Below are 26037 nucleotides of genomic sequence, written 5' to 3'. Positions count from 1 at the left end.
CAACAAAGACACGCTATAATCAGCATTATATCAACTCAGCCAAACCCAAAGCGGCGCACGGAGTGCAGGTATGTCAGATCTCGAAATCGTCTGGACGAAGGTCGATGAAGCGCCCGGACTTGCAACGTTTTCCCTGCTGCCGATCGTCGAGGCCTTCGTCGCGACAGCCGGCGTGAAGATGAAGCTGAAGGACATTTCGCTGACCGGCCGCATCATCGCCAACTTCCCCGACAAGCTGAAGCCCGAGCAGAAGATCAACGACGAGCTGGCGGAACTCGGCAAGCTTGCGACGCGCCCCGAGGCCAACATCATCAAGCTGCCCAACATCTCCGCCTCGATCCCGCAGCTCAAGGCCGCGATCAAGGAGTTGCAGGGCAAGGGCTATGACGTCCCGAACTATCCGGACAGCGACGCCACCCCGGCGGACAAGGAAATCCGCGCCCGCTACGGCAAGGTGCTCGGCAGCGCCGTCAATCCCGTGCTGCGCGAGGGCAATTCCGACCGCCGCGCCGCCGGCGCCGTGAAGCAGTACGCGCGCAAGCATCCGCACAAGATGGGCGCCTGGAGCAAGGACTCGAAGACGCGCGTGGCCCACATGTCGGGCAACGACTTCTACGGTTCAGAGGTCGCGACCACCATTGCGGCGCCGACCAATGCCCGTATCGAGCTGGTCGGCAGCGACGGCGCGACCACGGTGCTGAAGCCGAAGATTCCGCTGAAGGCCGGCGAGATCATCGACTGCTCGGTGATGAACCGTAAGGCGTTGCGCACCTTCTACGCTTCTGCGATCGACGCGGCGAAGAAGGACGGCATCCTGTTCTCGCTGCACCTCAAGACGACCATGATGAAGATCTCCGATCCCATCCTGTTCGGGCATTGCGTTTCCGTGTTCTTCGCCGACGTGTTCGAGAAGCATGGCGACACGTTCAAGAAGCTCGGCATCGATCCCGACAACGGCCTGGGCGATCTGCTGACCCGGATCGAGACGCTGCCGGAGGCTGAAAAGGCCGCCATCAAGGCCGATATCCAGGCCGAGTACGCGAAGCGGCCGGGCCTCGCCATGGTCAATTCCGACAAGGGAATCACCAACCTCCACGTGCCGAGCGACGTGATCATCGATGCCTCGATGCCGGCGATGATCCGCGAATCGGGCAAGATGTGGGGCGCCGACGGCAAGCTGCACGACGTGATCGCCGCGATCCCCGATCGTTGCTACTCGACGCTGTTCCAGGCCGTCATCGAGGACTGCAAGGCGCATGGCGCCTTCGACCCGAAGACGATGGGCTCAGTGCCGAACGTCGGCCTGATGGCGCAGCAGGCCGAGGAGTACGGCTCGCACGACAAGACGTTCGAGGTCGCCACGGGCGGAACGGTGCGCGTGGTCGCCGAAGACGGCACCGTCCTGATGGAACAGAAGGTCGAGACCGGCGACGTCTTCCGCATGTGCCAGGTCAAGGACGAGCCGATCCGGGACTGGGTCAAGCTCGGCGTGCGCCGCGCGCGCCTGACCAACACCCCGGCGGTGTTCTGGCTCGACGCCAAGCGCGCCCACGACGCGCAGTTGATCGCCAAGGTCGAGAAGTACCTCAAGAACGAGGACACGAAGGGTCTCGACATCCGCATCCTCGCGCCGGTCGAGGCGATCAAGTTCTCGCTCGATCGTATTCGCCAGGGTCTCGACACGATCTCCGTCACGGGCAATGTGCTGCGCGACTACCTGACCGATCTCTTCCCGATCATGGAGCTGGGTACATCGGCCAAGATGCTGTCGATCGTTCCGCTGCTGCAGGGTGGCGGCCTGTTCGAAACCGGTGCCGGCGGTTCGGCGCCCAAGCATGTCGAGCAGTTCCAGCACGAAGGCTACCTGCGCTGGGATTCGCTGGGCGAATTCCTAGCGCTGGGCGCCTCGCTGGAGCATCTGGCGCAGACGTCCGGCAACGAGGACGTGAAGGTCCTGGCCGAGACGCTCGACGAGGCCAATGGCAAGATCCTCGAGAACAACCGTTCGCCCGCCCGCAAGGTCGGCGAACTGGATAACCGCGGCAGCCATTTCTACCTGGCCCTGTACTGGGCCCAGGCGCTGGCCCGGCGCGACAACAGCACGGCCCTGTCGGCCCGCTTCAAGCCGCTGGCGGAGACGCTGGCGGCCAACGAGGCCAAGATCGATGCCGAACTGATCGCCGCGCAAGGCAAGCCGGTGGATACGGGCGGTTATTATCTGCCCAATCAGGCCAAGACATCGGCAGGCATGCGGCCGAGCAAGACGTTGAACGACGCCCTCGCCGCTCTCTGACGCGGCGTCAGGTGAAGCCGCCCCGGGCAGCCGGGGCGGCTCGCTAACGCCTGCGCATTAAGAGTTGTGAGGCGCGAAAGGAAGCACGATGGCGAAGATCAAGGTGAAGAACCCGGTCGTCGAGATGGACGGCGACGAGATGACCCGCATCATCTGGGCGTTCATCAAGGACAAGCTGATCCTTCCGTATCTCGACATCGACCTGAAGTACTACGACCTTGGCATCGAGAATCGCGACAAGACCAACGACCAGGTGACGGTCGACTCGGCCAAGGCCACGCAGCAGTACGGCGTCGCGGTGAAGTGCGCGACCATCACACCGGACGAGGCGCGCGTCGAGGAATTCAAGCTCAAGGAGATGTGGCGGTCGCCCAACGGCACGATCCGTAACATCATCGGCGGCACGATCTTCCGCGAGCCAATCGTCTGCAAGAATGTCCCCCGCCTCGTGCCGGGCTGGACGCATCCGATCGTCATCGGCCGCCACGCCTTCGGCGACCAGTATCGTGCTACCGACTTCGTGGTGCCGGGCAAGGGCAAGCTCACCGTCCGCTTCGAGGGCGAGGACGGCAAGGTGATCGAGCACAACGTGTTCGACTTCCCGGCCGGCGGCGTCGCGATGACGATGTACAATCTTGATGAGTCGATCATCGGTTTCGCGCGCAGCTCGTTCAACTACGGCCTGATGCGCGGCTGGCCCGTCTACCTGTCGACCAAGAACACCATCCTCAAGCGCTATGACGGTCGCTTCAAGGACCTGTTCCAAGAGATCTTCGACAAGGAGTTCGCCGACAAGTTCAAGGCGAAGAAGATCGTCTACCAGCACCGCCTGATCGACGACATGGTTGCCTCGGCCCTGAAGTGGCACGGTGAATTCGTCTGGGCCTGCAAGAACTACGACGGCGACGTGCAGTCCGACACGGTGGCCCAGGGCTTCGGCTCGCTCGGCCTCATGACCTCGGTGCTGATGACGCCGGACGGCAAAACCGTCGAGGCCGAGGCCGCGCACGGCACGGTGACCCGCCACTATCGCGAGCACCAGAAGGGCAAGCCGACCTCGACCAATCCGATCGCCTCGATTTTCGCCTGGACGCAGGGCCTGAAGTATCGCGGCACCTTCGACGGCACGCCCGACGTGGTGAAGTTCGCCGAGGCGCTCGAGAAGGTCTGCGTCGAGACCGTCGAGAGCGGCAAGATGACCAAGGATCTCGCGATCCTCATCGACAAGAGCCAGGACTACCTGACCACCGAGGACTTCCTCGCGACGCTCGACGGCAACCTCAAGGCCAAGATGGCCAAGTGGTAATGGTCCTTTGATCGTCGGGGGTGCCGATGGCTGCCGCGCCGGCTGGGTCGTCTGCCGGCGTGACGTCGATGGCATCCTGGACATAAGAGTTGTGAAGGCCCTCGCAGACGCTTGCGAGGGCCTTTCCATTTTGGCGGTCGACATGCCGATCGGCCTCACCGACACGCCCCGCTCCGGCCGGGCCTGCGAAGCCGAGGCGCGGGCCCTGATGCCGGGCAAGGCCAGCTCGGTGTTCCCTACTCCCTGCCGGCCGGCACTCGCCTGCACGACTCACGCCGATGCCAATGCCACCAGCCGCAGGCTGGGCCTGGGCCTCAATCAACAGACGTTTCATCTCTTCCCCAAGCTGCGCGAGGTCGACGAACTGCTGCGCGGCAGCGCAAGGCTTCGGCGCGTCGTCTATGAGGCACACCCCGAACTCGCCTTCACGCGGATGAACGGCGGCAAGCCCGTGCTCAGCAAGAAGCGGCAGTTGGACGGCTTTGCCGAGCGGCTCAAGCTCCTCGCGAAGCATGGCTTCAAATGGAAGCCACAGACGCTCTCAGGCGCCGCACGCGACGATGTGCTGGATGCCATGGCGGTCTGCCGGACGGCGACCCTGATTGCCGCGGGGACCGCCACACGCCTCGGCCCGGAGCGGCTACGCGACCGCTACGGCCTGCCAATGAACATCTGGTACTAACCCCCGGCTCACCGATCAGTGGAGGAGCGGACGGCAGCCGCACCTCCAACGGTGGGAATCGTCTGGCCGGTATCCGTGAGTTTGCCGTTGTCGTTCTTGAACACCTGCATGTTCGCCTGATGCATGTTCTGCACGATGACGACGCTGCCATCACGCGAGAACGAGGCGCCCTGCGACCAGCCGCCGATCGGGGCTTCGCTGACCTTGGTGAGCTTGTCTCCATCGAGGCGGTACAGCACCAGCATGCCGTTGGGCTTGAACTGCGGTGCGTCCTTCGGGCGCGTGGAGCCCGCGTGCGCCACGCCGGCAATCCAGCGGCCGTCCTGCGACATCATCATGCCCTCGAGATTCTCGTGCCCAATGTCGGACGTGCCAGCGACCTTGCCGCCGGCAAGATCGATGACGGTGAGGACGCCGTTGGCCTTGGGGTCACCGAGGCTCGCGACGACGGCCGTCTTGCCGTCCGGCGTCACGGACGCCGCGTAGGGCCTCGGCGCGACATCGAGAACCGCCGAAGAGGTAATGTTGTCATCGCCAAGCTTCATCAACTCCACCTTGGCATCACCGTTTCGTGTCACCACGCCGGTGCCGCCATCGGGCGCGAGCGCCACATGACTCAGCAGCGTGTCGGCCTTCATCAACGGGACGGTCTTGACCAGTTTCACCTGCTTACCGTCGATCGACAGGATCGAGATCGAGCCGGCCATGCGATTGGCGACATAGGCGCGCTTTCCGTCCTTGGTGATGGAGATGCCGGCAGCACCCGGCCCGGTCGTCAGCGTGTCGAGGATCTTGCGATCCTTGAGATCGACCACGGTGACGCGATCGTCGGGCGTCAGCTTGTTGGGATCGGCCGGATCGAGCTTGGAGGACGAGGCAATGAGAGCAATCGACTCGTCGGGCGTGATCGCGACGGAAAGCGGTGGACCGACGACGCTGCCGGGCACGTTCTCGACCGTGCCCACCACTTTCACCGGCAGCACACCGAGATCGACGATGGTGATGCTGTCGGGCGGCGGATTGGCGACGTTCTTGTTGACGCCGTTTTCCTGTTTGATCTTGTGATCGTTCGACGAGACAGCGAGCTGAGCATTAGTCTGTGCGGACGCGAAGCCAAGAGTAACGCAAATGCCGACAATGACAGTCTTGCGCATGGTTTCCTCCTCGGCTGGCTCCATTGATTGGAGCGATCGAGCCGGAGAGGACCCTAGCGTCTGCGCGGACCGTGCAAAATCACGTTCCCGTTGGTTCGAGGCGATCTCACCTGCAGTGCAGCAGAGGCCTTAGACCATACCCAGAGCGTGCTTGTAGACGTCGAGCAAGGTCTCCTCCTCGGCGCGGTCGGCGGCATCCATACGGCGCATCGACACGATCTTGCGAATCGTCTTCACGTCGTAGCCTACGCCCTTGGCCTCGCTATAGACGTCCTTGACGTCACCGCCGATGGCGCGACGCTCTTCTTCGAGCTTCTCGATACGCTCGACGAAGCTCTTCAGGCGGTCTGCCGAAACCGGCCCGGCCTTGGTCTTCTTGGAAACGGCGCTTCCATCCGGCATATCCGCTACTCCTTGATCCCGATGGCCGGACCATAGGAGCGGCGACTATGTCGACTCAACGACTCTCGGGCGATGAATGATGGGGATAACGTGAACTTGGCCACGAAAGAGCTAGGAATGCTTGTGTTCGGCCTTGTCGAAGGCCTTTTTCTGGTCGCCTGAAGCTTCCTTCTGGTGCTTGGCCTTCCAATCCTCATAGGGCATGCCATAGACGATCTCGCGGGCCTTGGGGTCGGCGATCTCGATACCCCGGGAGCCCGCCTCCTCGCGATACCAGCGCGACAGGCAGTTGCGGCAGAAACCGGCCAGATTCATCAGGTCGATGTTCTGGACGTCAGTGCGTTCCTGCAGGTGCGAGACCAGGCGGCGGAAGGCGGCGGCCTCGAGTTCGGTACGGGTCTTGTCGTCCATGATGGTCTCCTGGAACCGCAAAGATCAGAGCTTCGTCCGGGGATATAGGCTCAGCCCACAGTATAAACCAGCCGGTAAGGGCGACCCCGGCGCATGCGCCCGGCCTTCCTTCAGATGATGCGGCAGTAGGTGGCTGTGCGGCCCTTCCGGCGATTTGCCGCCCGGCGGCGGAATCGGCTGGTGAACTTCCAGTCGCGCCAGGGCGGAGACGAAGATCCGCGTCGGGCTGCTGCGGGCGATCGCCAGTCCGGCGGGATTGCCCGGCGCGAGGATGGGCTTGCCCACTCCTGCGCGCAGTGCGGCCAGGGTTTCTTCGTCCCCTTCTCTCAACCGCACCTGCATGTCGATATGGGGTGCGCCGATACCGAGATCGAAGGTTCGATCGTCGAGCCGGGTAATCGTCTCGTGGCCCCCGGCCGACGCCGCCGAGCAAAAGGCGATTTCGCGTAAGCGATCGTTGTCGTCGACCAGAGCGAAGGGCGTAGTGCCGCTCAGATCGCCGATATAGAGCGCACCACGCGGTGTCGTGACCGACAGTGCCGCAAGATCGACCGCGAGGCCCGGTTCGTCGGCATCGTACTGGAACTCGCCGATAGCGCCCCAGGTCCCAACGCTCCAACCGTTCGCCGCTTCCGCGAGATGCTGCCGGATGAGATCAACCGGCGCGTCGGGCAACGCTTCGCACTTCATGACAGGGCCACCGTAACTGCTGAATGGATCGCCGGCGCCAATCGCTGACCCCAGGCACGCGCATTGTCCGGCGTCTCCACGAGGTCCTGGCGTACTTCCAGCGAACAGTGCGGAATTGCGCGGGAACGTGCATGCGCCGTCAGCGTGTATTCGTAGGAAGCACGCGCCGAGTAAGGCTCGTTGTCGCCGACGACCAGCTTGGGGTCTCGCCGCAGTTCGGTCAGCAGCGGTTCCGGCAGGCGCGGATCGTCGTTCCACAGGACGCCGACATGCCAGGGGCGCACGAAACCCTTCATCACCGGCGTGAAGGAATGCATGACCAGCAGGCAGACCTTGCGATCACCGGCGGTCATCATGTCGAGTAAACGGTCGACCTCGTGATGATAAGGCCAGAAGCAGGCAGCAGCGCGGGCATCGATCTGTTCCTGGGTGAGTCCCTGGTTCGCCGGCACCACGGTGCCGTCGCTGACCTCGGGCGTCGAGCCCTCGCCACCCGGCCAGCGGTTGCAGTCGATCACCAGCCGCGAATAGCCCGACGCCACCAGTGGCGCATCGAGAGCCTTGGACAAGGCAATCGCCGAGTCGAGACCGCCGATATCCCAGCCGATGTGGCGCGACAGCTCGGTCTCCGAAATGCCGAGCGAGCCCAGCGCTTTCGGAACTGCCTTGCTGGCATGGTCACAGAGCAACAGCAGCGGTGCCTTGCCCTTCTCATTCACGACGGAAAAGGGCGGCGGATCGCCGGGCCCCAGCAGTTGTTGCATCGAGCCCCTATAGTGCGAAGATCGCACAAATGAAAGATGCTGACGCCCGCGCCCTGCTGCGCGCCATGTTCGACGCCGCCCTGGACGTCGCCCGCCCCGAAACCTGTCTCGCCCCCTTCATCGCCAAGCTGCAGCCGCCGAAAGGCAGGACGATCGTCATTGGCGCCGGCAAGGCGAGCGCTGCCATGGCCAAGGCAGTCGAGGATCAATGGCCGCATCCGCTCGAGGGCCTCGTCGTGACGCGCTACGGCTATGGCGAATCCTGCAAGCGCATCGAGATCGTCGAAGCCTCGCATCCGGTGCCGGATGCGAAGGGACGCGAGGCGGCCCGTCGCATCCTCGAGCGCGTGCAGGGGCTCGGCGCCGACGATCGCGTGCTCTGCCTCATCTCCGGCGGGGCCTCGGCGTTGCTGTCCCTGCCCAGCCCCGGCCTCACCCTGGAAGACAAGCAGGAGGTCAATCGCGCGCTCCTGAAGTCGGGCGCCAACATCGTCGAGATGAACACGGTGCGAAAGCATCTCTCCATGATCAAGGGCGGACGGCTCGCCATCGCTGCGCAACCCGCGCAGGTGCTGTCATGGCTGATCTCCGACGTACCCAACGACGACCCCGGCGTGATCGGCTCCGGCCCGACTGTTGCCGACAAGACGAGCTTCGCAGATGCGCTCGCGGTCCTCGCCAAATACCGCCTCGATCCGCCAGCCTCGGTCCTCGCCCACCTGAAGGCGGGTGCAGCCGGCAAGGTCGATGAAACGCCCAAGCCCGGCGATCCTCGGCTGACCAACGTCGAGACCATCATGGTTGCCACGCCGAAGCGCTCGCTCGAAGCCGCCGCGACCGTCGCCCGTCAGCACGGCTGCGAAGTGATCATGCTGGGCGACAATCTCGAAGGCGAGGCGCGCGAGCTTGGGGCTGCTCACGCCAAACAGGCGGTCGACCTTTTGAAGCGCGGGGGCAAGCCGGTCGTGATCCTGTCCGGCGGCGAGACCACCGTGACGGTGCGTGGCAAGGGTCGCGGCGGACGCAATGTCGAGTATCTGATGGCCGAGGCCATCGCCGTGAGCGGCACGCCCGGTATCTGGGGCCTGGCCGCGGACACTGACGGCGTCGACGGTGCGGAAGATATTGCCGGTGCGATCTTCGCCCCCGACACGCTGGCCCGCGCGCGCGCCAAGGGCCATGATCCACAGGCGATGCTCGACGACAATGACGGCCACGGCTTCTTCGGCCTGTTAGGTGACAGTCTCGTCACCGGCCCCACCCGCACCAACGTCAATGACTTCAGAGTCACCTTGATCGCCCCATGACGACCTATCCCGGATCCTGCCATTGCGGCGCGGTGAAGATCACTTTCACGTCGGCCAAAAAGCCCGAGGAGATGCGGGTTGGTCGCTGCGCCTGCAGCTTCTGCCGTCGCCACGGTGCGCGCACGATGGGTGACCCCGCTGGATCGGTGGAATTCCGCGCGGCTCCCGATACCCTGTCGCGCTATCGCTTCGGCCTCGGCATCACGGACTATCTGCTGTGCGCGAAATGCGGTGCTTATGTCGGCGCCGTCATGCCCGACGACGGCAAGGCCATCGGCATCGTCAACGTCAATTCCCTCGATATTCGCGATACGTTCGATCCCGCCCCGCCATTGCACCACTATGATGGCGAGGACGAAGAGCGGCGCCGTGCACGGCGTCGAAAGTTCTGGATGCCAGTAACGATCATCGCCTAACGTCGGGCCATGGCTATTCTCGGAGTGATCGCCGACGATTTCACCGGCGCGACCGATATCGCGGGCATGCTGGTCAAGAACGGCATGCGCACCATCCAGACCATCGGCGTTCCTGCCAAGGGCACGATTCCCGACGATGTCGATGCCGTGGTCGTCGCGCTCAAAACGCGCTCCATCCCGGCGAAGGAAGCGGTTTCCCAATCGCTCGATGCGCTGAAGGCATTGCAGGCAGCGGGCTGTGTCCGCTTCTTCTTCAAATACTGCTCGACCTTCGACTCGACCGATGCCGGCAATATCGGCCCAGTGGGAGATGCGCTGCTCGATGCGCTGAAGGCCAAGCGGGCGATCTACTGTCCCGCCTTCCCCGAGAACAACCGAACCATTTTCTTCGGCCACCTCTTCGTCGGCGACGTGCTGCTGTCGGACTCGCACATGCGCCACCATCCGCTGACGCCGATGACGGACGCCAGCCTGGTCCGCGTGCTGGCGCGCCAGACCAAACACAAGGTTGGACTGACTCCGCTGAAGCAAGTGCAGGCAGGTTCCGCAAGTCTGCGCGCCGCGCTCGACAAGCTCGCCTCCGACGGCGTGCGCCACGTCGTTGTCGATGCCGTGGCTGACACGGACCTCGGCATCATCGGCGAGGCCATCGGCGACGATGTGCTGGTGACAGGCGGCTCGGGCGTAGCACTCGGCCTGCCTGCCGCCTATCGCCGCCGCGGCCTGCTAACCCACAAGGCCGGCGCCGATGCCCTGCCAAAGGTCGCGGGTGCCGCTGCGGTCCTTGCGGGCTCCTGCTCCGCCGCGACGCTGGGCCAGATCGCCGCCTTCAAGGGAGCGCATCTGGCACTCGACACCGACGCGATCTGCCGCGGCGAGGATGTCGCCGCCGCGGCGCTGGCCTGGGCCAAGGGCAAGCTCGGCAACGGGCCGATCCTGCTCTCGGCCAGTGACAAGCCCGAAGCCGTGAAGGCACTGCAAGCCAAGTACGGCATCGAGAAATCGAGCCACGCAATCGAGAAGACCATGGCGGCGCTGGCGCGTGGTCTGGTCGAGGCCGGAGTTGGTCGAATGGTCGTCGCGGGCGGCGAGACCTCGGGCGCGGTGGTCGGCGCTCTCGACGTCACCGCGCTGCGGATCGGCCCCGAGATCGATCCCGGCGTACCCTGGACCGCCTCGGTCGCCAAGAAGCCGATGCTGCTGGCCTTGAAGTCCGGCAATTTCGGCGCCCCCGATTTCTTCACCAAAGCCTTCGAGCGCCTATGAGCACTGCCGAAAGCAAGATGCGCGACGCCATTTGTGCGTTGGGCGCCAAGCTCGCCGCCCGCGGCCTCTGCCCCGGCACGTCGGGCAATATCAGCGCCCGTGTCGCAGACGGCTGGCTGATGACGCCGACCAACTCCTCGCTCGGCGAGCTCGAACCCGGCCAACTCTCCAAGCTCGACCTCTCGGGCAAGCATGTCGCTGGCGATCCGCCGACCAAGGAAGCCTTGCTCCATCGTTCGGTTTACGACGTGCGCCCCAAGGACGGGGCCATCGTGCACCTTCATTGCACGCACGCGGTGGCGATCTCCTGCCTCGATCCGTCGTGCCACCACAATCAGGAAAGCACACTGCCGCCCATCACCCCCTACTTCGTGATGCGGGTCGGCAAGTTGCCGCTCGTGCCCTACTACAAGCCGGGCGATCCCAAGCTCGCCGATGCCATCCGCGACTACGCCAAGGGCCATCGCGCCGTTCTGCTGGCCAATCACGGGCCGGTTGTCGCCGGGACCTCGCTGTCGGCAGCCTCCGCCTCAATCGAGGAGCTGGAGGAGACGGCAAAACTTCACTTGCTCCTGCAGGGCTTCAAAGTGCGCACCCTCTCGGACGGCCAGGTGCGCGACGTCGAAGAAGCCTTCCCCTCCTGACTGGATCAACAGAATGCCCAAGCTCGCCGCCAATCTTTCGTGGATCTACCAGGAGGTCCCGTTCCTGCAGCGCTTCGGCGCCGCCGCGGCGCATGGCTTCAAGGCCGTCGAGATCCTGTTTCCCTATGAAGCGCCGGCTGCCGATATCGCGGCCGAGCTCAAGAAGCACAAGCTGACACAGGCATTGTTCAACCTGCCGCCGGGCGATGCCAGCAAGGGCGAGCGCGGCCTGGCTGCCTTGCCCGGCCGCGAAGCCGAATTCGCAGCTGCACTCGAGAAGGCGCTCGACTACGCCCAGGTGCTGGAATGCCGGACCCTGCACGTCATGTCAGGCATGATTGCTCCGGGTGCGGATACCAAGGCGATGCACCGCACCTTCGTGTCGAACCTCAAAAAGGTCTGCGACCGCACGGCCAAGAGCGACATCACGATCGTTCTGGAGCCGATCAACCATCGCGATATTCCAGGCTACTTCACCAACACCACAGACCAGGTGAAAGCGATCATTGACGAGGTCGGTGCACCGCACCTTCGCCTGCAACTCGATCTCTATCACCTGCAGGTGACGGAAGGCGATCTGCAGAAGCGGACGGAACGGCTGTTCCCTATCACCTCCCACGTGCAGATCGCCGGCAACCCCGACCGCAACGAACCCGATATCGGCGAAGTGAACCACCTCTACCTGCTCGATGTGCTCGATCGGCTGGGTTACGACGGCTATGTCGGCCTGGAATACAAGCCCAAGACGACTACAGGGGCTGGTCTCGGCTGGGCTGCCAAATACGGCATCAAGGCCTGAATCATGGCGGACAAGAACACTCCCGTCGTTGCATTCGTGGGCCTGGGCTCGATGGGCCTCGGCATGGCCAAGAACCTGCTGAAGCATGGGCACAAGGTGATCGGCGTCGATCCCAGCGCCGCCGCACGCGAGGCCTTCGCCGCTGCCGGCGGCAGCATTGCCAGCACACCCGCCGAAGCCGCGAAGCAGGCCGATGTCGTCATCGTCGCTGTCGTGAACGCCCAGCAGGTCGAGACGGTGCTCTACGGCGACAGCGGTGCGGTAACGGCCCTGCGCAAGGGTGGCCTTGTCATGCAGTGCGCCAGCTGCCCCGCGGCCTTCATCCGCAAACTCGACGAACGCCTCACAGCGAGTGGCCACGACCTGCTGGATGCCCCGATGTCCGGTGGCCGAGCGAGAGCGGAGTCGGGTGAACTCACCTTCATGTCGTCGGGCAATGCCAAGGCCTTTGCCACGGCAGAATCGATCCTGTCGGCAACCTCCGCCAAGGTCTTTCGCCTCGGCGACAAGGCTGGCATCGGCTCGCTGGTGAAGACCGTGAACCAGCTCCTGGCGGGCGTGCACATCGCAACAGCCGCAGAGGCGATGGCACTCGCGGCCAAGGCCGGTGCCGATACGCGCGCCGTCTACGAGGTGATTTCGGCCAGCGCCGGCAATTCCTGGATGTTCGGCAATCGGGTGCCGCACATGCTGGACGACGACTACTCCCCGCTTTCAGCCGTAGAGATTTTCGTGAAGGACCTCGGCCTCGTCCTCGACACCGGCCACGAGCTGCGCCTGCCACTGCCGCTCGCAGCTGCGGCACATCAGCTTTTTATCGCGGCTGCGGGCGCGGGTTGGGGCAAGCTGGATGACGCCGCCGTCGTCAAGGTCTACGAACAAGCAGGCGACTTCAAAGTGTCGTCGCCGAAGAAGTAGACTGGGACCATGCATCGGGATCGCTTTACCAAGATCGTCGCCACGCTCGGCCCCGCCACATCGAGCCTCGAACGCCTCCGTACGCTGTTCGAAGCCGGCGCCGACGTCTTTCGCCTGAACTTCAGCCACGGCCAGCCCGAGGATCACCGGCAGCGGGTCGATCAACTGCGTGCCCTGGAGAAAGAGTTCAAGCACCCGATCGCCATCCTGATGGATCTGCAGGGACCCAAGCTCCGCCTCGGTACCTTTGCCAAGGGACCGATGGTCCTGAAGAAGGGCCAGAAGCTGCGCTTCGACATGGATCCTGCTCCGGGTACGGCCAAGCGCATCCCGCTGCTGCATCCGGAGATCTTCAAGGCTGCCGAGCCCGGCGGCGTACTGCTGGTCGACGACGGCAAGGTTCGCCTGCGCATCGTCGCGCACGATGCCGACACCATTGATGCCGAGGTCGAGGTCGCGGGCCCGATCAGCGATCGCAAGGGCGTCAACCTGCCCAACCTGATCCTGCCCGTCTCGGCGATGACGCCGAAGGATCACAAGGACCTGACCTTCGGCCTGTCGCTCGGCGTGGATTGGGTGGCACTGTCTTTCGTGCAGCGCGCACACGATATCGCCGAACTGAAGAAACTCGTAGCCGGCCGTGCCGCCGTCATGGCCAAGCTCGAGAAACCGCAGGCGATCGAGCATCTCGACGAGATCATCGAGCAGAGCGACGGCATCATGGTGGCGCGTGGCGATCTCGGCGTGGAAATGCCGCCCGAGGCCGTGCCGCCGCTACAGAAGCGCATCCTCGCTGCCTGCCGTGTCGCGGGGCGCCCCGCGATCGTGGCAACGCAGATGCTCGACTCGATGGTTCATTCGCCGACGCCGACGCGCGCCGAAGTCTCCGACGTGGCAACGGCCGTCTATGACGGCGCGGACGCGGTGATGCTCTCTGCCGAGTCGGCGTCGGGCGACTACCCAGTCGAGGCGGTCACGATCATGGATCGCATCCTGAAGAGCGTCGAAGCCGATCCGCTCTATCGCCGCCTGATGGATGCGAGTCGGCGCGAACCCGAGGCCACCACCGCCGACGCGATCAGCGCCGCCGCGCGGCAATGCGCCCACACGCTCTCCGCCGCAGCGATCGTCACCTACACCAACACCGGTTCGACCACCCTGCGCGCCGCGCGCGAGCGGCCCGACGTGCGCATTCTCTGCCTGACGCCCAATCTCGACACGGCGCGGCGCATGACGCTCACCTGGGGCGTCCACCCCGTGCAAACCGAGGACGCCCACAATTTTGCCGATATGGTGCAGCGCGCTGTCCGCGTCGCCCGCCAGGAGGAAATTGCCAAGGAAGGCGAGCGGCTGGTCATCACCGCAGGGGTCCCCTTCGGTACGCCGGGTGCCACAAACATTCTTCGAATTGCCTATGTCTAGCCTCTTCTGGGACGGAATGCGGAGGGAAGAAGGATCATTCCTTTCCGTAGATATTCCGGACCAGATTCGAGAGGCCAATCGTGGAAAACGGCCAGAACAGCACCCAGCGCAAGGCAGCAGCCGCCGTAGGCAAATTCCGTGGTAACCGGCTGACCTGGATTGATTATCTCGTCATCGCCGCGACGGTCCTGACCTTCGCCGTCGTCGCCGATGCCGCGCTGGGACGCGCCAAGGCATCCGTGCCGCCGAAGCCCACCAACACCGTTACGGCGATGGTCAGCCAGCTCCCCGACGATCCGGGCCTGATCAAGGCAAGATTGAGGCTGGCGGCCGGTCTCTAACCGCCGCCTCAGCCCTTCGGGCGCTTGTCGATCACGCGCCTCGCCTTGCCCAGCGAGCGTTCAATTGAGCCGGGCGGCATGACATCAACGGTGGCGGAGAGGCCACACATCCCCTTCAGACGCTGTATCAGCTCCCGAACTGACCGTGCTTCTGCCTGACCGCCGAGCGGCGAGCGCGCTTCGACCCTGACCAGAAGATCGTCGAGCGCCCCGGTTCGCGAAAGCTCGATGAGATAATGGCCGCTTAGCGCCGGGTCGCGCAGGATCTGCTCCTCGACTTGGCTCGGGAAGAGATTGACACCACGCACGATCAACATGTCGTCACTGCGTCCGGTGATCTTGGCCATCCGCCGCATCGCCGTCGCCGAGCCCGGAAGCAGCCGGGTGAGATCGCGCGTTCGATAGCGGATCACCGGCATCGCCTCTTTGGTCAACGTCGTGAAGACGAGTTCGCCGGGCTCGCCATCGGCCACCGGCGCGCCGGTCTCGGGATCGACGATCTCGGGATAGAAATGATCCTCCCAGATCGTCGGCCCGTCCTTGGTCTCGACGAACTCGCAGGCCACACCCGGCCCCATCACTTCGCTGAGACCGTAGATGTCGACGGCATCGATGCCCAGGCGACGCTCGATCTCGGCGCGCATGGCTTCGGTCCAGGGTTCGGCGCCAAAGATGCCGATGCGCATCGCCGTCTCGCGTGGGTCGATCCCCTGCCGCTCGAACTCCTCGGCGATCGCCAGCATGTAGGATGGCGTCATCAGCACGACCCGCGCACCGAATTCGCGGATGAGCTGGACCTGGCGCTCGCCGAAGCCGCCCGACATCGGCACGACCGTGCAGCCGAGTCGCTCCGCGCCGTAATGCGCGCCGAGGCCGCCGGTGAACAGACCGTAGCCATAGGCATTGTGGATGATGTCGCCCGGCCGGGCGCCGCCGGCATGGAGCGAGCGCGCCATCAGCTCGCCCCAGGTTGCGATGTCATGGGCCGAATAACCGACCACTGTCGGCCGACCTGTCGTGCCACTCGATGCATGCACGCGTACGCAGCGTTCGCGCGGTATCGCCAGCATTCCGTAGGGATAGGCGTCGCGCAGGTCGCTCTTGGCCGTGAAGGGAAAGCGCTTCAGATCGTCCAGCGTGCGCAGGTGATCGGGATGGACGCCTACGGCTTCGCACTTCGCGCGGTACGGCGCCTGATTGTCGTAGGCATGCCGCAGCGCCGTCCGCAGCCGCTCGAGCTGCGTTGCCCGCAAGGCGTCGAGCGACAGCTTCGTCTCGGGAAAGAGGTCGCTCGTCATTTGCTATCAAAGCCGAAGCGGCGATAGGCGTAGCCCAGACCGATCAGCGCCGCGCCGAGGCCCAGGAAGGAGAAGACGCGCAAGAGACCCTGCAGGCCCGCCATGTCGATCAGGAACACCTTGGCGACCACGATGCAGACCAGCACCATGCCAGCATGCCGGAACGCTGCGGCCTTGCGCACGAAACCCAAGGCCAGCAGGGCGACGCCGAACAGCAGCCAGACGATCGAATAGGTGTAGAGCTCCAGCCCATCTGCGTCGAAGCCAGGTCGCTCGAACGAGGGGTCGAAGAAGTGACGCACCTCGAACGAGACATAGACGAAGGCCAGGATCGAGGCCGTCACCTCGGTCAGGATGTCTGCCCGGCGGTCCGGCTCGACATCGATCCACTGTCGCGCCAGCCCTGCCATCACGGCAGGCACCGCATAGGCGAGCAGCAGACCGTTGGCGATGGGCAGATGGCCGACACCGGCAGGCTCGAACACGGGATTGGCGATCACGACCTGCACGACCAGCACGAGAAGCGCTGCCGCTACCCCACTCAGGCGCCAGGCCCATAGCGCCACCGGGTCGTGGCCACGGCGCGCCCACCATAGCGCCGCCAGCGCGAAGCCGCCCCAGACCAGCACGTAGAATGCCCGCTCCATGAAGCTGGAGCCGAGCATGTCCATCGCCGTGGGCTGGAAGATGCTCCTCACTTCCAAAGTCAGAAGGACGAAGACGAGGAGCGCCGTGGCGGCCTCGACGGCGCGCACGAGGCGAACGTCGCCCGTCGGGCGCAGGAAGCGCAGCGCAACCATCAGGGCGGCGATCGAGATGCCGTATCCCCAGAGGATCCAGTTGAGGATTGGCGTGAGTCCCAGCGGATACTTCAGGATCTCGGGGTTCAGCACGAAGCGTACGACCACGACCGCCAGCAGCGGCCAGCAAAGCTGGCGCAACGACACCAGACCGAGATGGGCCGCAATAGCGGCGACCGCTGCCAGTTCGATGGCATAGGCCACCGTGATCCACTCGCGATTGAGTTCGAGCGGGATCGCTGCACCGATGAAGAAGGCGACGCCGGCGGCGAGAAAACCCAAGGCCTCGGTTGCACCGGGCATGGTCTCGCGCCACCGCACCAGCCGCTCGGCCCCCACCAGGAACGGTGCAGCAAGCCCAATGCTGATCAAGCCCCAGGAGCCACTCGTCCCGCGCAGCACGTACCAGCTCAACAGGAAGTGCGAGAGCGCCGCGGCCACCGAAAGAGCAGCCCAGAATCCGGGCCGCGCCGCGTTCCACAAGAGAGCAAAGGCGCCGGCCGCATAGAGGCCGCCGAACCCGACCGCGAGCCAGCCAAAGCGTGCATCGCTCCATTCGGCCGGCACATCGTGCGAGGACAGCCACCACAGGGCCAACGCCGCCAGCGACAGGACCGGCGCCAAAACGGCTGCATACTGGAAGCGCGGCGTCCAACGGCCCAAGGCGAACGCGCCGACACCGTGCAGCGCAAGGGCTGCCCAGCCGGTCGTCTGCCGGCCGCCATCCTGCACGATCAGGGCGACGAGCAGCGCACCGGTGATGCCGATCGCCGACCAGACGAGTGCTGCAATATCTCGAGGAGAATTCTCGTCCTCGCCCATCCGCCGCCAGGTGGCCCAGACGAACAGTCCCGACACGCCCACCAGGAACAGGCCGACCCAATGGAGTTCCGACATGTCGGTCCCCATCAGCATCCAGGCGAACGTCCACAACACGGCGCCAGCCAGCACACCCCAGCCCAGGAGCCACCAGCCGCGCACGCGGATGACGCCCAGCGTGCCCGCTGCGATGGCAAACAGGTAACCAAACAACACCGGCGTATTGGGTTCCTGGCTGCCGATGACGGCGGGGCTCGCAAAACCGCCGACGAAGGCAAGCGCCGCGACCAGAATGCCGTGACGCAACGAGAGCCCCATGCCGAAGGCCGTGAGCGCCGCCGCCGCACCGCCTGCAGCAAACTTGGAAACCATGCCGTAGAGGGCAACGGCTGCGAACAGGGAGCCATAGAGGGCTGCCACACCGGCCGCCGCCAGTGCCTGCGCCACGCGATCGTCCTTGCTCCGCAGCTTTTCGGCACCGCCGATCAGCGCGAAGCCAAAGAGCGCGGCCAGGATTACCCGCACCTCGGGCGAGAGATAGCCCTCCTCGATCGAGTAGCGAACGAGGAAGATCGCCGCGAGCGCCAATGTGATCGCGCCGATCCACAGGAAGGCCCGCGCGCCCAGACGCTGTTCCCACCCCGCCGAAACAGGCGCGACAGCCGGCACGGGGGGTGACGGAGTGCTTTCGATGGTGACGGTTGCGGGCTCCGGTGGCGTCTCCGGCTCGAATGGTGCACCAGGCGGCGGTACCGCTTCGATGGGGACTGTCGGAGGTTCAATCGCCGGCGCGGCGAAGGGTGGCGGCAGAGCTTCGCCGGCGGCCAACTGGCGCCTGATCGTCGCCAGCTCAGAGGCCAGCCGTTCGTTCTGCGCGCGCAGGCCCGAGGTACGAACCAGCGCGATGATGGCGATCAGTGGCGTGCCAAGCGCCCAGGCGATCCCGATCAGGACGAGAAATATCTCTTCCACAAAAACCTCGGGATCGCCGTTGCCTGGATCCTACTCGGCCGCGACGCGAGTGGCCTGGGCGGCAAAGGCCGCGCGACTGTCCTTCGCGACAATGCCGCGCTTCACCACCATCCGGTGGTTCTCCTTGCGGGCCGCCCGCTTGATGTCGGCCAAGACATCGCCATCGCACACCACGAAGTCGGCAATGTTGCCTTCCTTGATGCGGCCATGGTCGCCGAGCCGCATCAGGTCGGCAGCGCTGGCGGTCGCAAAGAACAACGAATCGCGCGCCGAAATGCCGATGTCGCACATGAACTCGAGCTCGCGTGCATTCTCGCCGTGGCGATTGTGCGGCGTGCCCGCATCGGTGCCCATCGCGATACGGCCGCCGGCCGAATAGTACATCTTGGTCGCCTCGATGTGACGATCATAGACGCGCCGGCTCTTCTCGATCACATAGTCGGGAATCGAGCGGTCGCCCTCGTCGTAGCCCTTGAGGATGTTCTTCACTGCGGCGAGCGTCGGCACCAGCCACACGCCGCGCTCCTTCATTTCGCGACAGCATTCTTCGTCCATGAAGATGCCGTGCTCAATGGAATCGATGCCGCCCCGCACGGCATTCAGGATGCCGAGCGCGCCCTGGGCGTGGCTGGCGCAGCATTTATGGAAGCGATGTGCCTCGCTGATGCCGGCCTTCATCTCTTCGGGGCTGTAGTGTGCGTCTTCCGGATTGACGCCTGGCGTCATCACGCCGCCGGTCGCCATGATCTTCACCAGGTCGGAGCCGGCGTGGACCTGCTCGCGCACCGCCTTCACGACCTCGTCGACACCATCGGCGACGCGGCCAGTGCGATTGCCGTGACCACCGGTCATGCAGATCATGCGGCCGGCGCAGCGCATGGTCGGCCCCAGGAAGCGGCCGGCATTCATGGCGTCGCGAATCGCGAACTCGATGTAGTCCTTGCCGCCGCAATCACGTACCGCGGTGATGCCGCCTTCGAGCGTGCGCTGCATGAATTCCATGCCGCGCACCGCGATCTGCGCAGCGCTCAGCCGGTCCTGCACGGCGCCGGGATTGCCCTCGGCGCCGGACAGCGAGTGGACGTGGCAGTCGATCATGCCGGGAATGAGCGTACCGCCCGACGTATCGACCCGTTCGCCCGCAAAGCCCTTGAACTCGCCTGCAGCTGCAACGCGCTTGATGCGGCCACCCTCTTCCAGCACCGCCTGCCCGTCTTGCACCTTCTCGCCGTCGAACAGGCGTCCGCCGACATACAACGTGGCCATTTCCTACTCCTTCGGAGATTATGATCCGGCAATGTGCATCCGGGCCGATGACGCGGCAAGCGCGACGCTAATGGCCGGCCGTGCGTTGTCCGCAGTCCAGCGGATCTGACGGCGCGTCGCCACCCAACGCCCTGAGGCGCGCGATTTCACTGTCTATGCCCTGGATATGCGGATTGTACTTGCGCGCCAGTTCGAAGGCCGCAATCGCGCGACCGTTCTCGCCCATCTCCGCGCGGATCATGCCAAGGCCCGAGTAGGCACCGAAGTGACGCGGCTCGCGCTTCACCGTCTCGCAGATGTCGGCCAGCGATGCCGGAAAGTTACCCATCAACCAATGCACGGTGGCCCGCTTGTTCCAGGCTTCCGGCAAATCAGGAGCCACCGCGATCAGCCGCGTGAATGCGTCAACGGCGGTCTGGTATTCGCGCTGTTGCATCTCGGCCACGCCACGCAGCATCAGCTCGCGCTGACTCATATCCGGAACCATGGTCCACTGCTCCCAGATCGCCGCTTCCAGCGCCTGGACCGCCGACGGATCTGTAGCGGTTTGCAGCTTGGCGAACAGTGTGTCGAGCATGGTGTTGCTCCCAGGGTTCTGTGCCAGCGCGTTCACCCCCAGCATCAGGCCGATCAGGGCGGCGAGGCAAGGGCGAAGGAGCGTCACGGCGGCTCTGGCTGTTGGTTTCTAGCGAAAGGCCGCCGGCCTCGGTCCGCCGGTCGCCCAGTCGAGCAGCTCGACCGTGTGGGCAATCGGAATCCCGGTACCCGACGCGATATTTCCGATACAGCCGAAATTGCCGGCAGCGATCACGTCGGGCTTCATACTCTCGATGTTCGCCACCTTGCGGTCGCGCAAACGACGCGACAACTCGGGCTGCAGCACTTGATAGGTGCCGGCCCAGCCACAGCAGAGATGGCCTTCGGGTACGTCCTTCACGACGAAGCCCGCGTCGCGCAGCAGCTTCTTGGGTGGTTCGATGACCTTCTGCCCGTGCTGCATCGAGCAGGCCGCATGATAGGCGACGGTGAGTTTCTGCGGAGTCACGTTTACGAGACCAACCTCCGCCATGACCTCGCTCACATCCTTGGCAAGCCGGGCGACTTGCAGCGCCTTCTCATGCCACTCCGGCTCGTCGGCCAGCATGTTGCCATAGTCCTTCACCGTCGTGCCGCAGCCCGAGGCGTTGATCACAATGGCATCGAGGCCAGCGCCATCGATCTCACGCAGCCAGGCCGTGATGTTGCGCTTGGCGAGCTCGATCGCCTCTTCGTTGCGGCCGACATGCAGTACCGAGGAACCACAGCAGCCCGAACCCGCGACATTCACCACTTCGATGTCGTGGCGCGTCAGCAGCCGTACCGTTGCCTCGTTCACCTCGGGCGCCAGCACCTGCTGGCCGCATCCCGGCATCAAGGCCACCCGCTTGCGGCGCAGCCCCTTGGCCGGAAAAGTCTGCGGGCGATCTACCGACGACGGCGGCGCCAGCCGGTCCGGCACGGCTTCCAGCATGGCGCGCAGGCGGCGCAGGAAGGTGGCGCCCCCCGCATCAGTGCTCGTCGACGGCAGGATTGGCGCCAGTGGCTTGGCAAGCCGTCCCAGAATCATGGCCCAGCGGAAAAGACCGGGCCGCGGCATCAACCACGCCAGCACATTGCGCATCAGTCGGTCGGGTAATGACCGCTTGTAGCTTTCCTCGATGCGATGCCGGCCATGGTCGACCAGGTGCATGTAGTTCACACCCGAGGGACAGGTCGTCATGCACGACAGGCACGACAGGCAGCGATCGACGTGCCGCACTTCCTGTGCTGTCGGTGCACGATTCCCTTCGAGCATCGCCTTGATGAGATAGATGCGGCCACGCGGACTGTCGCGCTCGTCGCCTAGCAACACGAAGGTCGGACAGGTCGCCGTGCAGAAGCCGCAGTGGACGCACTTGCGCAGGATATGCTCGCTGCGGGCGGTCTCATGATCGGCAAGTTGGGCCAGAGTGAAGTTGGTCTGCATGGTCAGCCCATCCGCCCTGGATTGAAGAGCGCCTTGGGATCGAAGCTCTCCTTCACGCGCGCCGACAGGGCCGCCAGCGCCGGCGATTGCGGCTGGAAGACAGGAACCGCCGCACGCACCGCTTCCGGAGCACGAATAAGCGTCGCATGACCGCCGGATGCACCAATGGCGCCGCGCACAAGGACATGATCGGCATCGGCACTGGCCGGCAATGCTAACCAGATCATGCCGCCGGACCAATCATAGAAGGCTTCGGCTGCGCGGCATTCGACGCGGACTCTCGCCACGATGGCCGGTCCTTCGGTCGGCGGGCAGGAGATTTTCCAGACGACGTCGTTTGCCGCGGCCTTGAGCGGCGCCACATCGCGCACCTCGCGCCAGAAGGTGCGGCTTTCGAGCGTGCCGAGTTCCTCCATTCGCGTGCCGCTATCAGCCAACAGCTCGCGCAGGCCCCTGAGGCGCGCCTCGACCGAGGGTGCCACTCCTTCGATGCGCAGGGCCGTCTTGCCCGGCAGATGTGCGGCGCCCGAAACCTCGTGTGGGCTGCCCATGGCCACACACATCGCCTTCACGGCCGCCTCATCAGCGAGGCCCAGCAGAAGCAGCGTGCGGGTCTGGTCGGGCGCGGGCAACACCTTCACCGACACTTCGTCGAGCACGGCCAGAGTGCCCCAGGACCCGGCGATGATCTTGGAGAGGTCGTAGCCGGTGACGTTCTTCATCACCTTGCCGCCGGACTTGAAGCTCTCGCCGCGGCCGTTGACGCCGTTGAACCCGAGGAGGTGATCGCGTGCCGCACCGGCCGAAAGACGGCGCGGACCGGCAAGATTGCCCATCACGGCACCAACGAGCGTCCCCTCGCCGGCCGGTCGGCCCAACAGTGGCCCGAGGTCGGGTGGCTCGAAGGCCAGCATCTGGTTGCGTTGCGCCAACAGAGCCTCGACGTCCTTGAGGGGCGTGCCGGCGCGCAAGGTCACGACCAACTCCTCCGGCGCATAGTCGATCACGCCGGAGAGGCCGGACAGATCGAGCACCTGATCGCAGACCATCGGCTTGCCGAGCGCGAGCTTGGCGCCGCTCCCGCGAACGTCGAGCGTCGTCCCCTCGTTCAGCGCCCATTCCACCGCCTGCCGCAGCTCCTTCGCGTCGCGCGGCTTGATCGTACTTGCCATCTTTTAGAACCGCGGAATGTCGGGGAACGGTATCTTGTTCTGTGTCACGATCAGCCGACCAAGCTCGGCGCAACGCCGCAGCTTGGGGAACACCTTGCCGGGATTGAGCAGGTGGTCGGGATCGAAGGCGCATTTCACGCGCATCTGCTGATCGAGATCGATCTCGGTGAATTGCTCGCCCATCAGGTCGCGCTTCTCGATGCCCACTCCGTGCTCGCCGGTCAGGACGCCGCCGACCCGCACGCAGAGGCGCAGGATGTCCGCGCCGAACTCTTCGCAGCGGCGCAGCTCGTCGGGGTTGTTGGCGTCGAACAGGATGAGCGGATGGAGGTTGCCGTCGCCGGCATGGAAGACGTTGACGACGCGCAGGCCGTGCTGTTTCGACATCCGGCGCATCTCGCCCAGCACTTCGACCAGCTTGCCGCGCGGCACCGAGCCATCGAGACACATATAGTCCGGCGAGATCTGGCCGACAGCCGGGAAGGCCGCCTTGCGGCCCGCCCAGAACAGCACCCTCTCCTGCTCGTCGTTGCTGACGCGCACGGTCGTGGCGCCACGGCCGCGGGCGATTTCGGCAACGCGGTCGACCAAATGGTCGACCTCGACCGACGGACCATCGAGTTCGACGATCAGCAGCCCTTCGGCATCGAGCGGATAGCCGGCGCCGACATAGGCCTCGGCGCACTTCACCGCATCCTTGTCCATCATCTCCATGCCGCCGGGGATGATGCCGGATGCGATGACGGCAGCGACGCAATCGGCAGCACCGGCCTCGGTCGGAAAGCCCAGGAGCACGGCGCGCGCCGTCGCAGGCTTGCGCAGCAGGCGCACCGTCACTTCGGTAACGACGCCCAGCAGACCTTCGGACCCGGTCATCAGGCCCAGCATGTCATAGCCGCCGGCATCGAGATGCTTGCCGCCCAGCCGCACGACCTCGCCTGTCATCAGCACCATCTCGATGCCGAGCAGGTTGTTGGTGGTGAGGCCGTACTTCAGGCAGTGCACGCCGCCGGAATTCTCCGCGACGTTGCCGCCGATCGAGCAGGCGATCTGCGAGCTGGGATCGGGCGCGTAGTAGAAGCCCTCGTGCTCGACCGCCTTGGTGATGCCGAGGTTGGTGACGCCGGGCTGCACGCGGGCGCAGCGGTTAGCATAGTCGATCTCGAGCACGCGGTTGAACTTGCCGAGACCCAGCAGGATCGCATCACCCACCGGCATCGAGCCGCCGGACAGCGACGTCCCCGCGCCGCGCGGCACGACCTTGACCTTGTTGTCCTGACAATAACGCAGGATGGCGGAGACCTGCGCGACCGTCTCGGGCAGGACGACGACCAGCGGCATCTGGCGATAGGCCGACAGGGCGTCGCACTCGTAGGGACGCATGCCATCGAGATCGTCGATCACGCCCTCGCCGGGCACGATGGCTTGCAACGCCGAGACGATCTCTGAACGACGGGAAAGAATGGCAGGATCGAGCGGCGGCATCTGCATGCTTCGCTCATACGCCAAATGAAAAAGCGGCGGAAGCCAAAGGCCTCCGCCGCTTTGTTCATGAAGACGCGAACCGCGTTCAGCCGGCCAGTTAGCCCTGGCGAGCCTTGAAGCGCGGGTTGGTCTTGTTGATCACGTAAACGCGGCCCTTGCGGCGCACGATGCGGCAGTCCTTGTGACGGGCCTTCACCGACTTGAGAGAATGACGGATCTTCATGGTCCTAACTCAACAAAAAGCCCCGGCCGAGCCGGGGGAATTCCGAAAGCGGGCGGAAAATACGGACCGGCGCCCGATCCGTCAACCCGTTGTTTTCACATTGGTTTTCCACCCAACTTGCCCGCCATCCGGGACGGGCTTTCTACTCGCTCAAGGACAGATTCGTCAATATTTAGAGGGGCTTACGACTTGCCTTCTGGTTCCGGAGTTCCGTGACACAGGCCACGCTGAGTTCAAGGCTTCGGCTCAGGAAGTCGGCAACGACCTCGAGATCGGCCGCGCTGTACTGCGACCAGAGCCCGAACATGCGCTTCTGCAGGGGTGCGTAGACCTTCTCGATATCGCCGATCGAGCCCTTCCGGATGCGGACGAGGACGCGGCGGCGGTCGGCCGGATCGTCGACCCGCTCGACATAGCCTGCCCGCTCCATCCGGTCGATCAACGCCGTTACCGCCCCCGACGTCAGGCCGGTGGCGGCCGCAAGTTCGCCCGCCGAGACGCGACCCTGGAGCTGGATCAGATCGAGGCATTCGAGGTCTGTCGTGTTGAGACCAAACCGCGCCGCCACAGTCTGGCTGACGATGACGCTCTGCGCGCCCATGCGTCGGACCACGTCTCCGACCCGGCGCACCAGTTCGGCGTGGGCCTCGCCTTTCTTCTTCGCGGCCATCGCCTCAGCCCAACCGTGCCGCGGCAACGAAGGCCGTCAGCATGCCGCCACAGGTGATCAGGTCGAGCGGCAGGCGCAGCCGGCTGCGCCGCGTCCAGGCCACCGCTTTCGATTCGCTAACCGCGGCCGGATCAGCCTTCTCGAAGGCAAGCGCCTTGGGGATGAAGTCGAAGCCTGACCAGATGCGCATGATGGCATGGCTGGCGAGCGCGACCAACAGCGGGTCGCGGACAGCAGGCTGCGACCAGGCGAAAACGAGAGCGACGATCAGCGTGACCTCGAAGGCGACATGGATCGAAATCCAGAAGCGCTTGCGCGAGATACCACCGCGCGCCGGTTGGATAAGGTCCGGCCGCTTGGGCCAGAACGGATCGACCACCAGGAATTCATAAAGGCCGCCACCCACGCTCGCCAAGGCGAACGCAGCGGCCAGTGCCACGGCAATGAGCATGATCCTCTCGGGTTCGAGAGCTAATTAATTATCTTAATTATAAAGATACTTTATCATCAAA

26 protein-coding genes are annotated in these 26037 nt (G+C 64.7%); 11 read left to right on the top strand and 15 right to left on the bottom strand.

The annotated features are described in order from the left end of the window. The first annotated feature begins 70 nt into the window (after positions 1–70). From EPO50_RS10910 to EPO50_RS10900, 3 genes are all read left to right on the top strand, one after another. Complete coding sequence (locus EPO50_RS10910) at positions 71–2293, top strand: NADP-dependent isocitrate dehydrogenase (RefSeq protein WP_296343825.1); 2223 nt, start codon at positions 71–73, stop codon at positions 2291–2293. A gap of 88 nt (positions 2294–2381) precedes the next feature. Then, positions 2382–3599 (top strand): NADP-dependent isocitrate dehydrogenase, encoded by a 1218-nt coding sequence (locus EPO50_RS10905; RefSeq protein ID WP_296343823.1) that lies wholly within the window; start codon positions 2382–2384, stop codon positions 3597–3599. A gap of 7 nt (positions 3600–3606) precedes the next feature. Next, positions 3607–4281 (top strand): DUF429 domain-containing protein, encoded by a 675-nt coding sequence (locus EPO50_RS10900; protein ID WP_296343821.1) that lies wholly within the window; start codon positions 3607–3609, stop codon positions 4279–4281. Positions 4282–4289: 8 nt separating this feature from the next. Here the strand turns inward: EPO50_RS10900 and EPO50_RS10895 are convergent, their stop codons facing one another. The 5 genes from EPO50_RS10895 to EPO50_RS10875 all read right to left on the bottom strand — a co-directional run bounded on the left by EPO50_RS10895 (position 4290) and on the right by EPO50_RS10875 (position 7702). Beyond that, the gene (locus EPO50_RS10895) at positions 4290–5435 is read right to left on the bottom strand and encodes a YncE family protein (protein ID WP_296343820.1); all 1146 of its coding nucleotides are present in this window, start codon (positions 5433–5435) and stop codon (positions 4290–4292) included. 129 nt (positions 5436–5564) lie between these two features. Next, positions 5565–5837, bottom strand: coding sequence for a DUF2312 domain-containing protein (locus EPO50_RS10890; RefSeq protein ID WP_020695354.1), 273 nt, complete (start codon positions 5835–5837; stop codon positions 5565–5567). A gap of 111 nt (positions 5838–5948) precedes the next feature. Beyond that, positions 5949–6248 (bottom strand): DUF1244 domain-containing protein, encoded by a 300-nt coding sequence (locus EPO50_RS10885; RefSeq protein WP_296343817.1) that lies wholly within the window; start codon positions 6246–6248, stop codon positions 5949–5951. A gap of 24 nt (positions 6249–6272) precedes the next feature. Then, entirely contained in the window at positions 6273–6938 is a 666-nt protein-coding gene (locus tag EPO50_RS10880) for a hypothetical protein (protein ID WP_296343815.1), read from the bottom strand. Next, a complete protein-coding gene (locus EPO50_RS10875) occupies positions 6935–7702 on the bottom strand; it encodes an N-formylglutamate amidohydrolase (RefSeq protein WP_296343813.1) in 768 nt (255 codons plus the stop codon). The genes EPO50_RS10880 and EPO50_RS10875 overlap by 4 nt, the downstream gene beginning before the upstream one ends. Positions 7703–7731: 29 nt before the next feature. On the opposite strand from EPO50_RS10875, the gene EPO50_RS10870 reads away from it, so the two are divergent. From EPO50_RS10870 to EPO50_RS10835, 8 genes are all read left to right on the top strand, one after another. Next, positions 7732–9009 carry a glycerate kinase gene (locus EPO50_RS10870; protein WP_296343811.1) on the top strand — a complete coding sequence of 426 codons (1278 nt, stop codon included), beginning with the start codon at positions 7732–7734 and terminating at the stop codon, positions 9007–9009. Beyond that, positions 9006–9425 carry a hypothetical protein gene (locus EPO50_RS10865; protein ID WP_296343808.1) on the top strand — a complete coding sequence of 140 codons (420 nt, stop codon included), beginning with the start codon at positions 9006–9008 and terminating at the stop codon, positions 9423–9425. The genes EPO50_RS10870 and EPO50_RS10865 overlap by 4 nt, the downstream gene beginning before the upstream one ends. 9 nt (positions 9426–9434) lie before the next feature. Continuing rightward, complete coding sequence (gene otnK, locus EPO50_RS10860; RefSeq protein ID WP_296343807.1) at positions 9435–10691, top strand: 3-oxo-tetronate kinase; 1257 nt, start codon at positions 9435–9437, stop codon at positions 10689–10691. Beyond that, the gene (gene otnC / locus EPO50_RS10855) at positions 10688–11335 is read left to right on the top strand and encodes a 3-oxo-tetronate 4-phosphate decarboxylase (protein WP_296343805.1); all 648 of its coding nucleotides are present in this window, start codon (positions 10688–10690) and stop codon (positions 11333–11335) included. Before otnK ends, otnC begins: the two co-directional genes overlap by 4 nt. A 13-nt stretch (positions 11336–11348) precedes the next feature. Then, positions 11349–12134, top strand: coding sequence for a 2-oxo-tetronate isomerase (gene otnI, locus EPO50_RS10850; protein WP_296343803.1), 786 nt, complete (start codon positions 11349–11351; stop codon positions 12132–12134). 3 nt (positions 12135–12137) lie between these two features. Then, positions 12138–13052: an L-threonate dehydrogenase gene (gene ltnD / locus EPO50_RS10845; RefSeq protein ID WP_296343801.1), complete on the top strand. Its 915-nt coding sequence runs from the start codon at positions 12138–12140 to the stop codon at positions 13050–13052. Positions 13053–13061: 9 nt separating this feature from the next. Further along, positions 13062–14474, top strand: a complete 1413-nt coding sequence (gene pyk / locus EPO50_RS10840) for a pyruvate kinase (RefSeq protein WP_296343799.1) — start codon at positions 13062–13064, stop codon at positions 14472–14474. 80 nt (positions 14475–14554) lie between these two features. Next, entirely contained in the window at positions 14555–14815 is a 261-nt protein-coding gene (locus EPO50_RS10835) for a hypothetical protein (protein WP_296343798.1), read from the top strand. Positions 14816–14823: 8 nt separating this feature from the next. On the opposite strand, the gene paaK is transcribed toward EPO50_RS10835, so the two are convergent. The 10 genes from paaK to EPO50_RS10785 form a co-directional block, all read right to left on the bottom strand. Beyond that, positions 14824–16113, bottom strand: coding sequence for a phenylacetate--CoA ligase PaaK (gene paaK / locus EPO50_RS10830; RefSeq protein WP_296343795.1), 1290 nt, complete (start codon positions 16111–16113; stop codon positions 14824–14826). Further along, on the bottom strand, positions 16110–18704 hold the full coding sequence (locus tag EPO50_RS10825) for a DUF2339 domain-containing protein (protein WP_296343793.1): 2595 nt from the start codon (positions 18702–18704) through the stop codon (positions 16110–16112). The genes paaK and EPO50_RS10825 overlap by 4 nt, the downstream gene beginning before the upstream one ends. A 30-nt stretch (positions 18705–18734) precedes the next feature. Then, positions 18735–19970 carry an amidohydrolase family protein gene (locus tag EPO50_RS10820; protein ID WP_296343791.1) on the bottom strand — a complete coding sequence of 412 codons (1236 nt, stop codon included), beginning with the start codon at positions 19968–19970 and terminating at the stop codon, positions 18735–18737. A 67-nt stretch (positions 19971–20037) separates the two neighbouring features. Continuing rightward, complete coding sequence (locus EPO50_RS10815; RefSeq protein ID WP_296343789.1) at positions 20038–20547, bottom strand: tetratricopeptide repeat protein; 510 nt, start codon at positions 20545–20547, stop codon at positions 20038–20040. Between the two features lie 108 nt (positions 20548–20655). Next, positions 20656–21975: a glycolate oxidase subunit GlcF gene (glcF, locus tag EPO50_RS10810; RefSeq protein WP_296343787.1), complete on the bottom strand. Its 1320-nt coding sequence runs from the start codon at positions 21973–21975 to the stop codon at positions 20656–20658. A gap of 2 nt (positions 21976–21977) precedes the next feature. Further along, positions 21978–23147 carry a glycolate oxidase subunit GlcE gene (glcE, locus tag EPO50_RS10805; protein ID WP_296343785.1) on the bottom strand — a complete coding sequence of 390 codons (1170 nt, stop codon included), beginning with the start codon at positions 23145–23147 and terminating at the stop codon, positions 21978–21980. A 3-nt stretch (positions 23148–23150) separates the two neighbouring features. After that, a complete protein-coding gene (locus EPO50_RS10800; RefSeq protein ID WP_296343783.1) occupies positions 23151–24638 on the bottom strand; it encodes an FAD-linked oxidase C-terminal domain-containing protein in 1488 nt (495 codons plus the stop codon). Positions 24639–24729: 91 nt separating this feature from the next. Next, on the bottom strand, positions 24730–24855 hold the full coding sequence (ykgO, locus tag EPO50_RS10795; protein ID WP_020695336.1) for a type B 50S ribosomal protein L36: 126 nt from the start codon (positions 24853–24855) through the stop codon (positions 24730–24732). Positions 24856–25027: 172 nt separating this feature from the next. Next, positions 25028–25525: a MarR family winged helix-turn-helix transcriptional regulator gene (locus tag EPO50_RS10790; RefSeq protein WP_296343782.1), complete on the bottom strand. Its 498-nt coding sequence runs from the start codon at positions 25523–25525 to the stop codon at positions 25028–25030. 4 nt (positions 25526–25529) lie between these two features. Next, a complete protein-coding gene (locus EPO50_RS10785) occupies positions 25530–25976 on the bottom strand; it encodes a hypothetical protein (protein WP_296343780.1) in 447 nt (148 codons plus the stop codon). Positions 25977–26037 lie beyond the last annotated feature (61 nt).

The organism is Reyranella sp. (genome assembly GCF_004297405.1).
Lineage (GTDB): Bacteria > Pseudomonadota > Alphaproteobacteria > Reyranellales > Reyranellaceae > Reyranella.
This window is presented reverse-complemented; position numbering and strand designations above follow the sequence as displayed.

Coding starts and splice junctions, on each gene's coding strand:
- EPO50_RS10910 (WP_296343825.1), top strand. CDS start 71: ATGTCAGATCTCGAAATCGTCTGGACGAAGGTCGATGAAGCGCCCGGA.
- EPO50_RS10905 (WP_296343823.1), top strand. CDS start 2,382: ATGGCGAAGATCAAGGTGAAGAACCCGGTCGTCGAGATGGACGGCGAC.
- EPO50_RS10895 (WP_296343820.1), bottom strand. CDS start 5,435: ATGCGCAAGACTGTCATTGTCGGCATTTGCGTTACTCTTGGCTTCGCG.
- EPO50_RS10890 (WP_020695354.1), bottom strand. CDS start 5,837: ATGCCGGATGGAAGCGCCGTTTCCAAGAAGACCAAGGCCGGGCCGGTT.
- EPO50_RS10885 (WP_296343817.1), bottom strand. CDS start 6,248: ATGGACGACAAGACCCGTACCGAACTCGAGGCCGCCGCCTTCCGCCGC.
- EPO50_RS10880 (WP_296343815.1), bottom strand. CDS start 6,938: ATGAAGTGCGAAGCGTTGCCCGACGCGCCGGTTGATCTCATCCGGCAG.
- EPO50_RS10875 (WP_296343813.1), bottom strand. CDS start 7,702: ATGCAACAACTGCTGGGGCCCGGCGATCCGCCGCCCTTTTCCGTCGTG.
- EPO50_RS10870 (WP_296343811.1), top strand. CDS start 7,732: ATGAAAGATGCTGACGCCCGCGCCCTGCTGCGCGCCATGTTCGACGCC.
- EPO50_RS10865 (WP_296343808.1), top strand. CDS start 9,006: ATGACGACCTATCCCGGATCCTGCCATTGCGGCGCGGTGAAGATCACT.
- otnK (WP_296343807.1), top strand. CDS start 9,435: ATGGCTATTCTCGGAGTGATCGCCGACGATTTCACCGGCGCGACCGAT.
- otnC (WP_296343805.1), top strand. CDS start 10,688: ATGAGCACTGCCGAAAGCAAGATGCGCGACGCCATTTGTGCGTTGGGC.
- otnI (WP_296343803.1), top strand. CDS start 11,349: ATGCCCAAGCTCGCCGCCAATCTTTCGTGGATCTACCAGGAGGTCCCG.
- ltnD (WP_296343801.1), top strand. CDS start 12,138: ATGGCGGACAAGAACACTCCCGTCGTTGCATTCGTGGGCCTGGGCTCG.
- pyk (WP_296343799.1), top strand. CDS start 13,062: ATGCATCGGGATCGCTTTACCAAGATCGTCGCCACGCTCGGCCCCGCC.
- paaK (WP_296343795.1), bottom strand. CDS start 16,113: ATGACGAGCGACCTCTTTCCCGAGACGAAGCTGTCGCTCGACGCCTTG.
- EPO50_RS10820 (WP_296343791.1), bottom strand. CDS start 19,970: ATGGCCACGTTGTATGTCGGCGGACGCCTGTTCGACGGCGAGAAGGTG.
- EPO50_RS10815 (WP_296343789.1), bottom strand. CDS start 20,547: ATGCTCGACACACTGTTCGCCAAGCTGCAAACCGCTACAGATCCGTCG.
- glcF (WP_296343787.1), bottom strand. CDS start 21,975: ATGCAGACCAACTTCACTCTGGCCCAACTTGCCGATCATGAGACCGCC.
- glcE (WP_296343785.1), bottom strand. CDS start 23,147: ATGGCAAGTACGATCAAGCCGCGCGACGCGAAGGAGCTGCGGCAGGCG.
- EPO50_RS10800 (WP_296343783.1), bottom strand. CDS start 24,638: ATGCAGATGCCGCCGCTCGATCCTGCCATTCTTTCCCGTCGTTCAGAG.
- ykgO (WP_020695336.1), bottom strand. CDS start 24,855: ATGAAGATCCGTCATTCTCTCAAGTCGGTGAAGGCCCGTCACAAGGAC.
- EPO50_RS10790 (WP_296343782.1), bottom strand. CDS start 25,525: ATGGCCGCGAAGAAGAAAGGCGAGGCCCACGCCGAACTGGTGCGCCGG.
- EPO50_RS10785 (WP_296343780.1), bottom strand. CDS start 25,976: ATGCTCATTGCCGTGGCACTGGCCGCTGCGTTCGCCTTGGCGAGCGTG.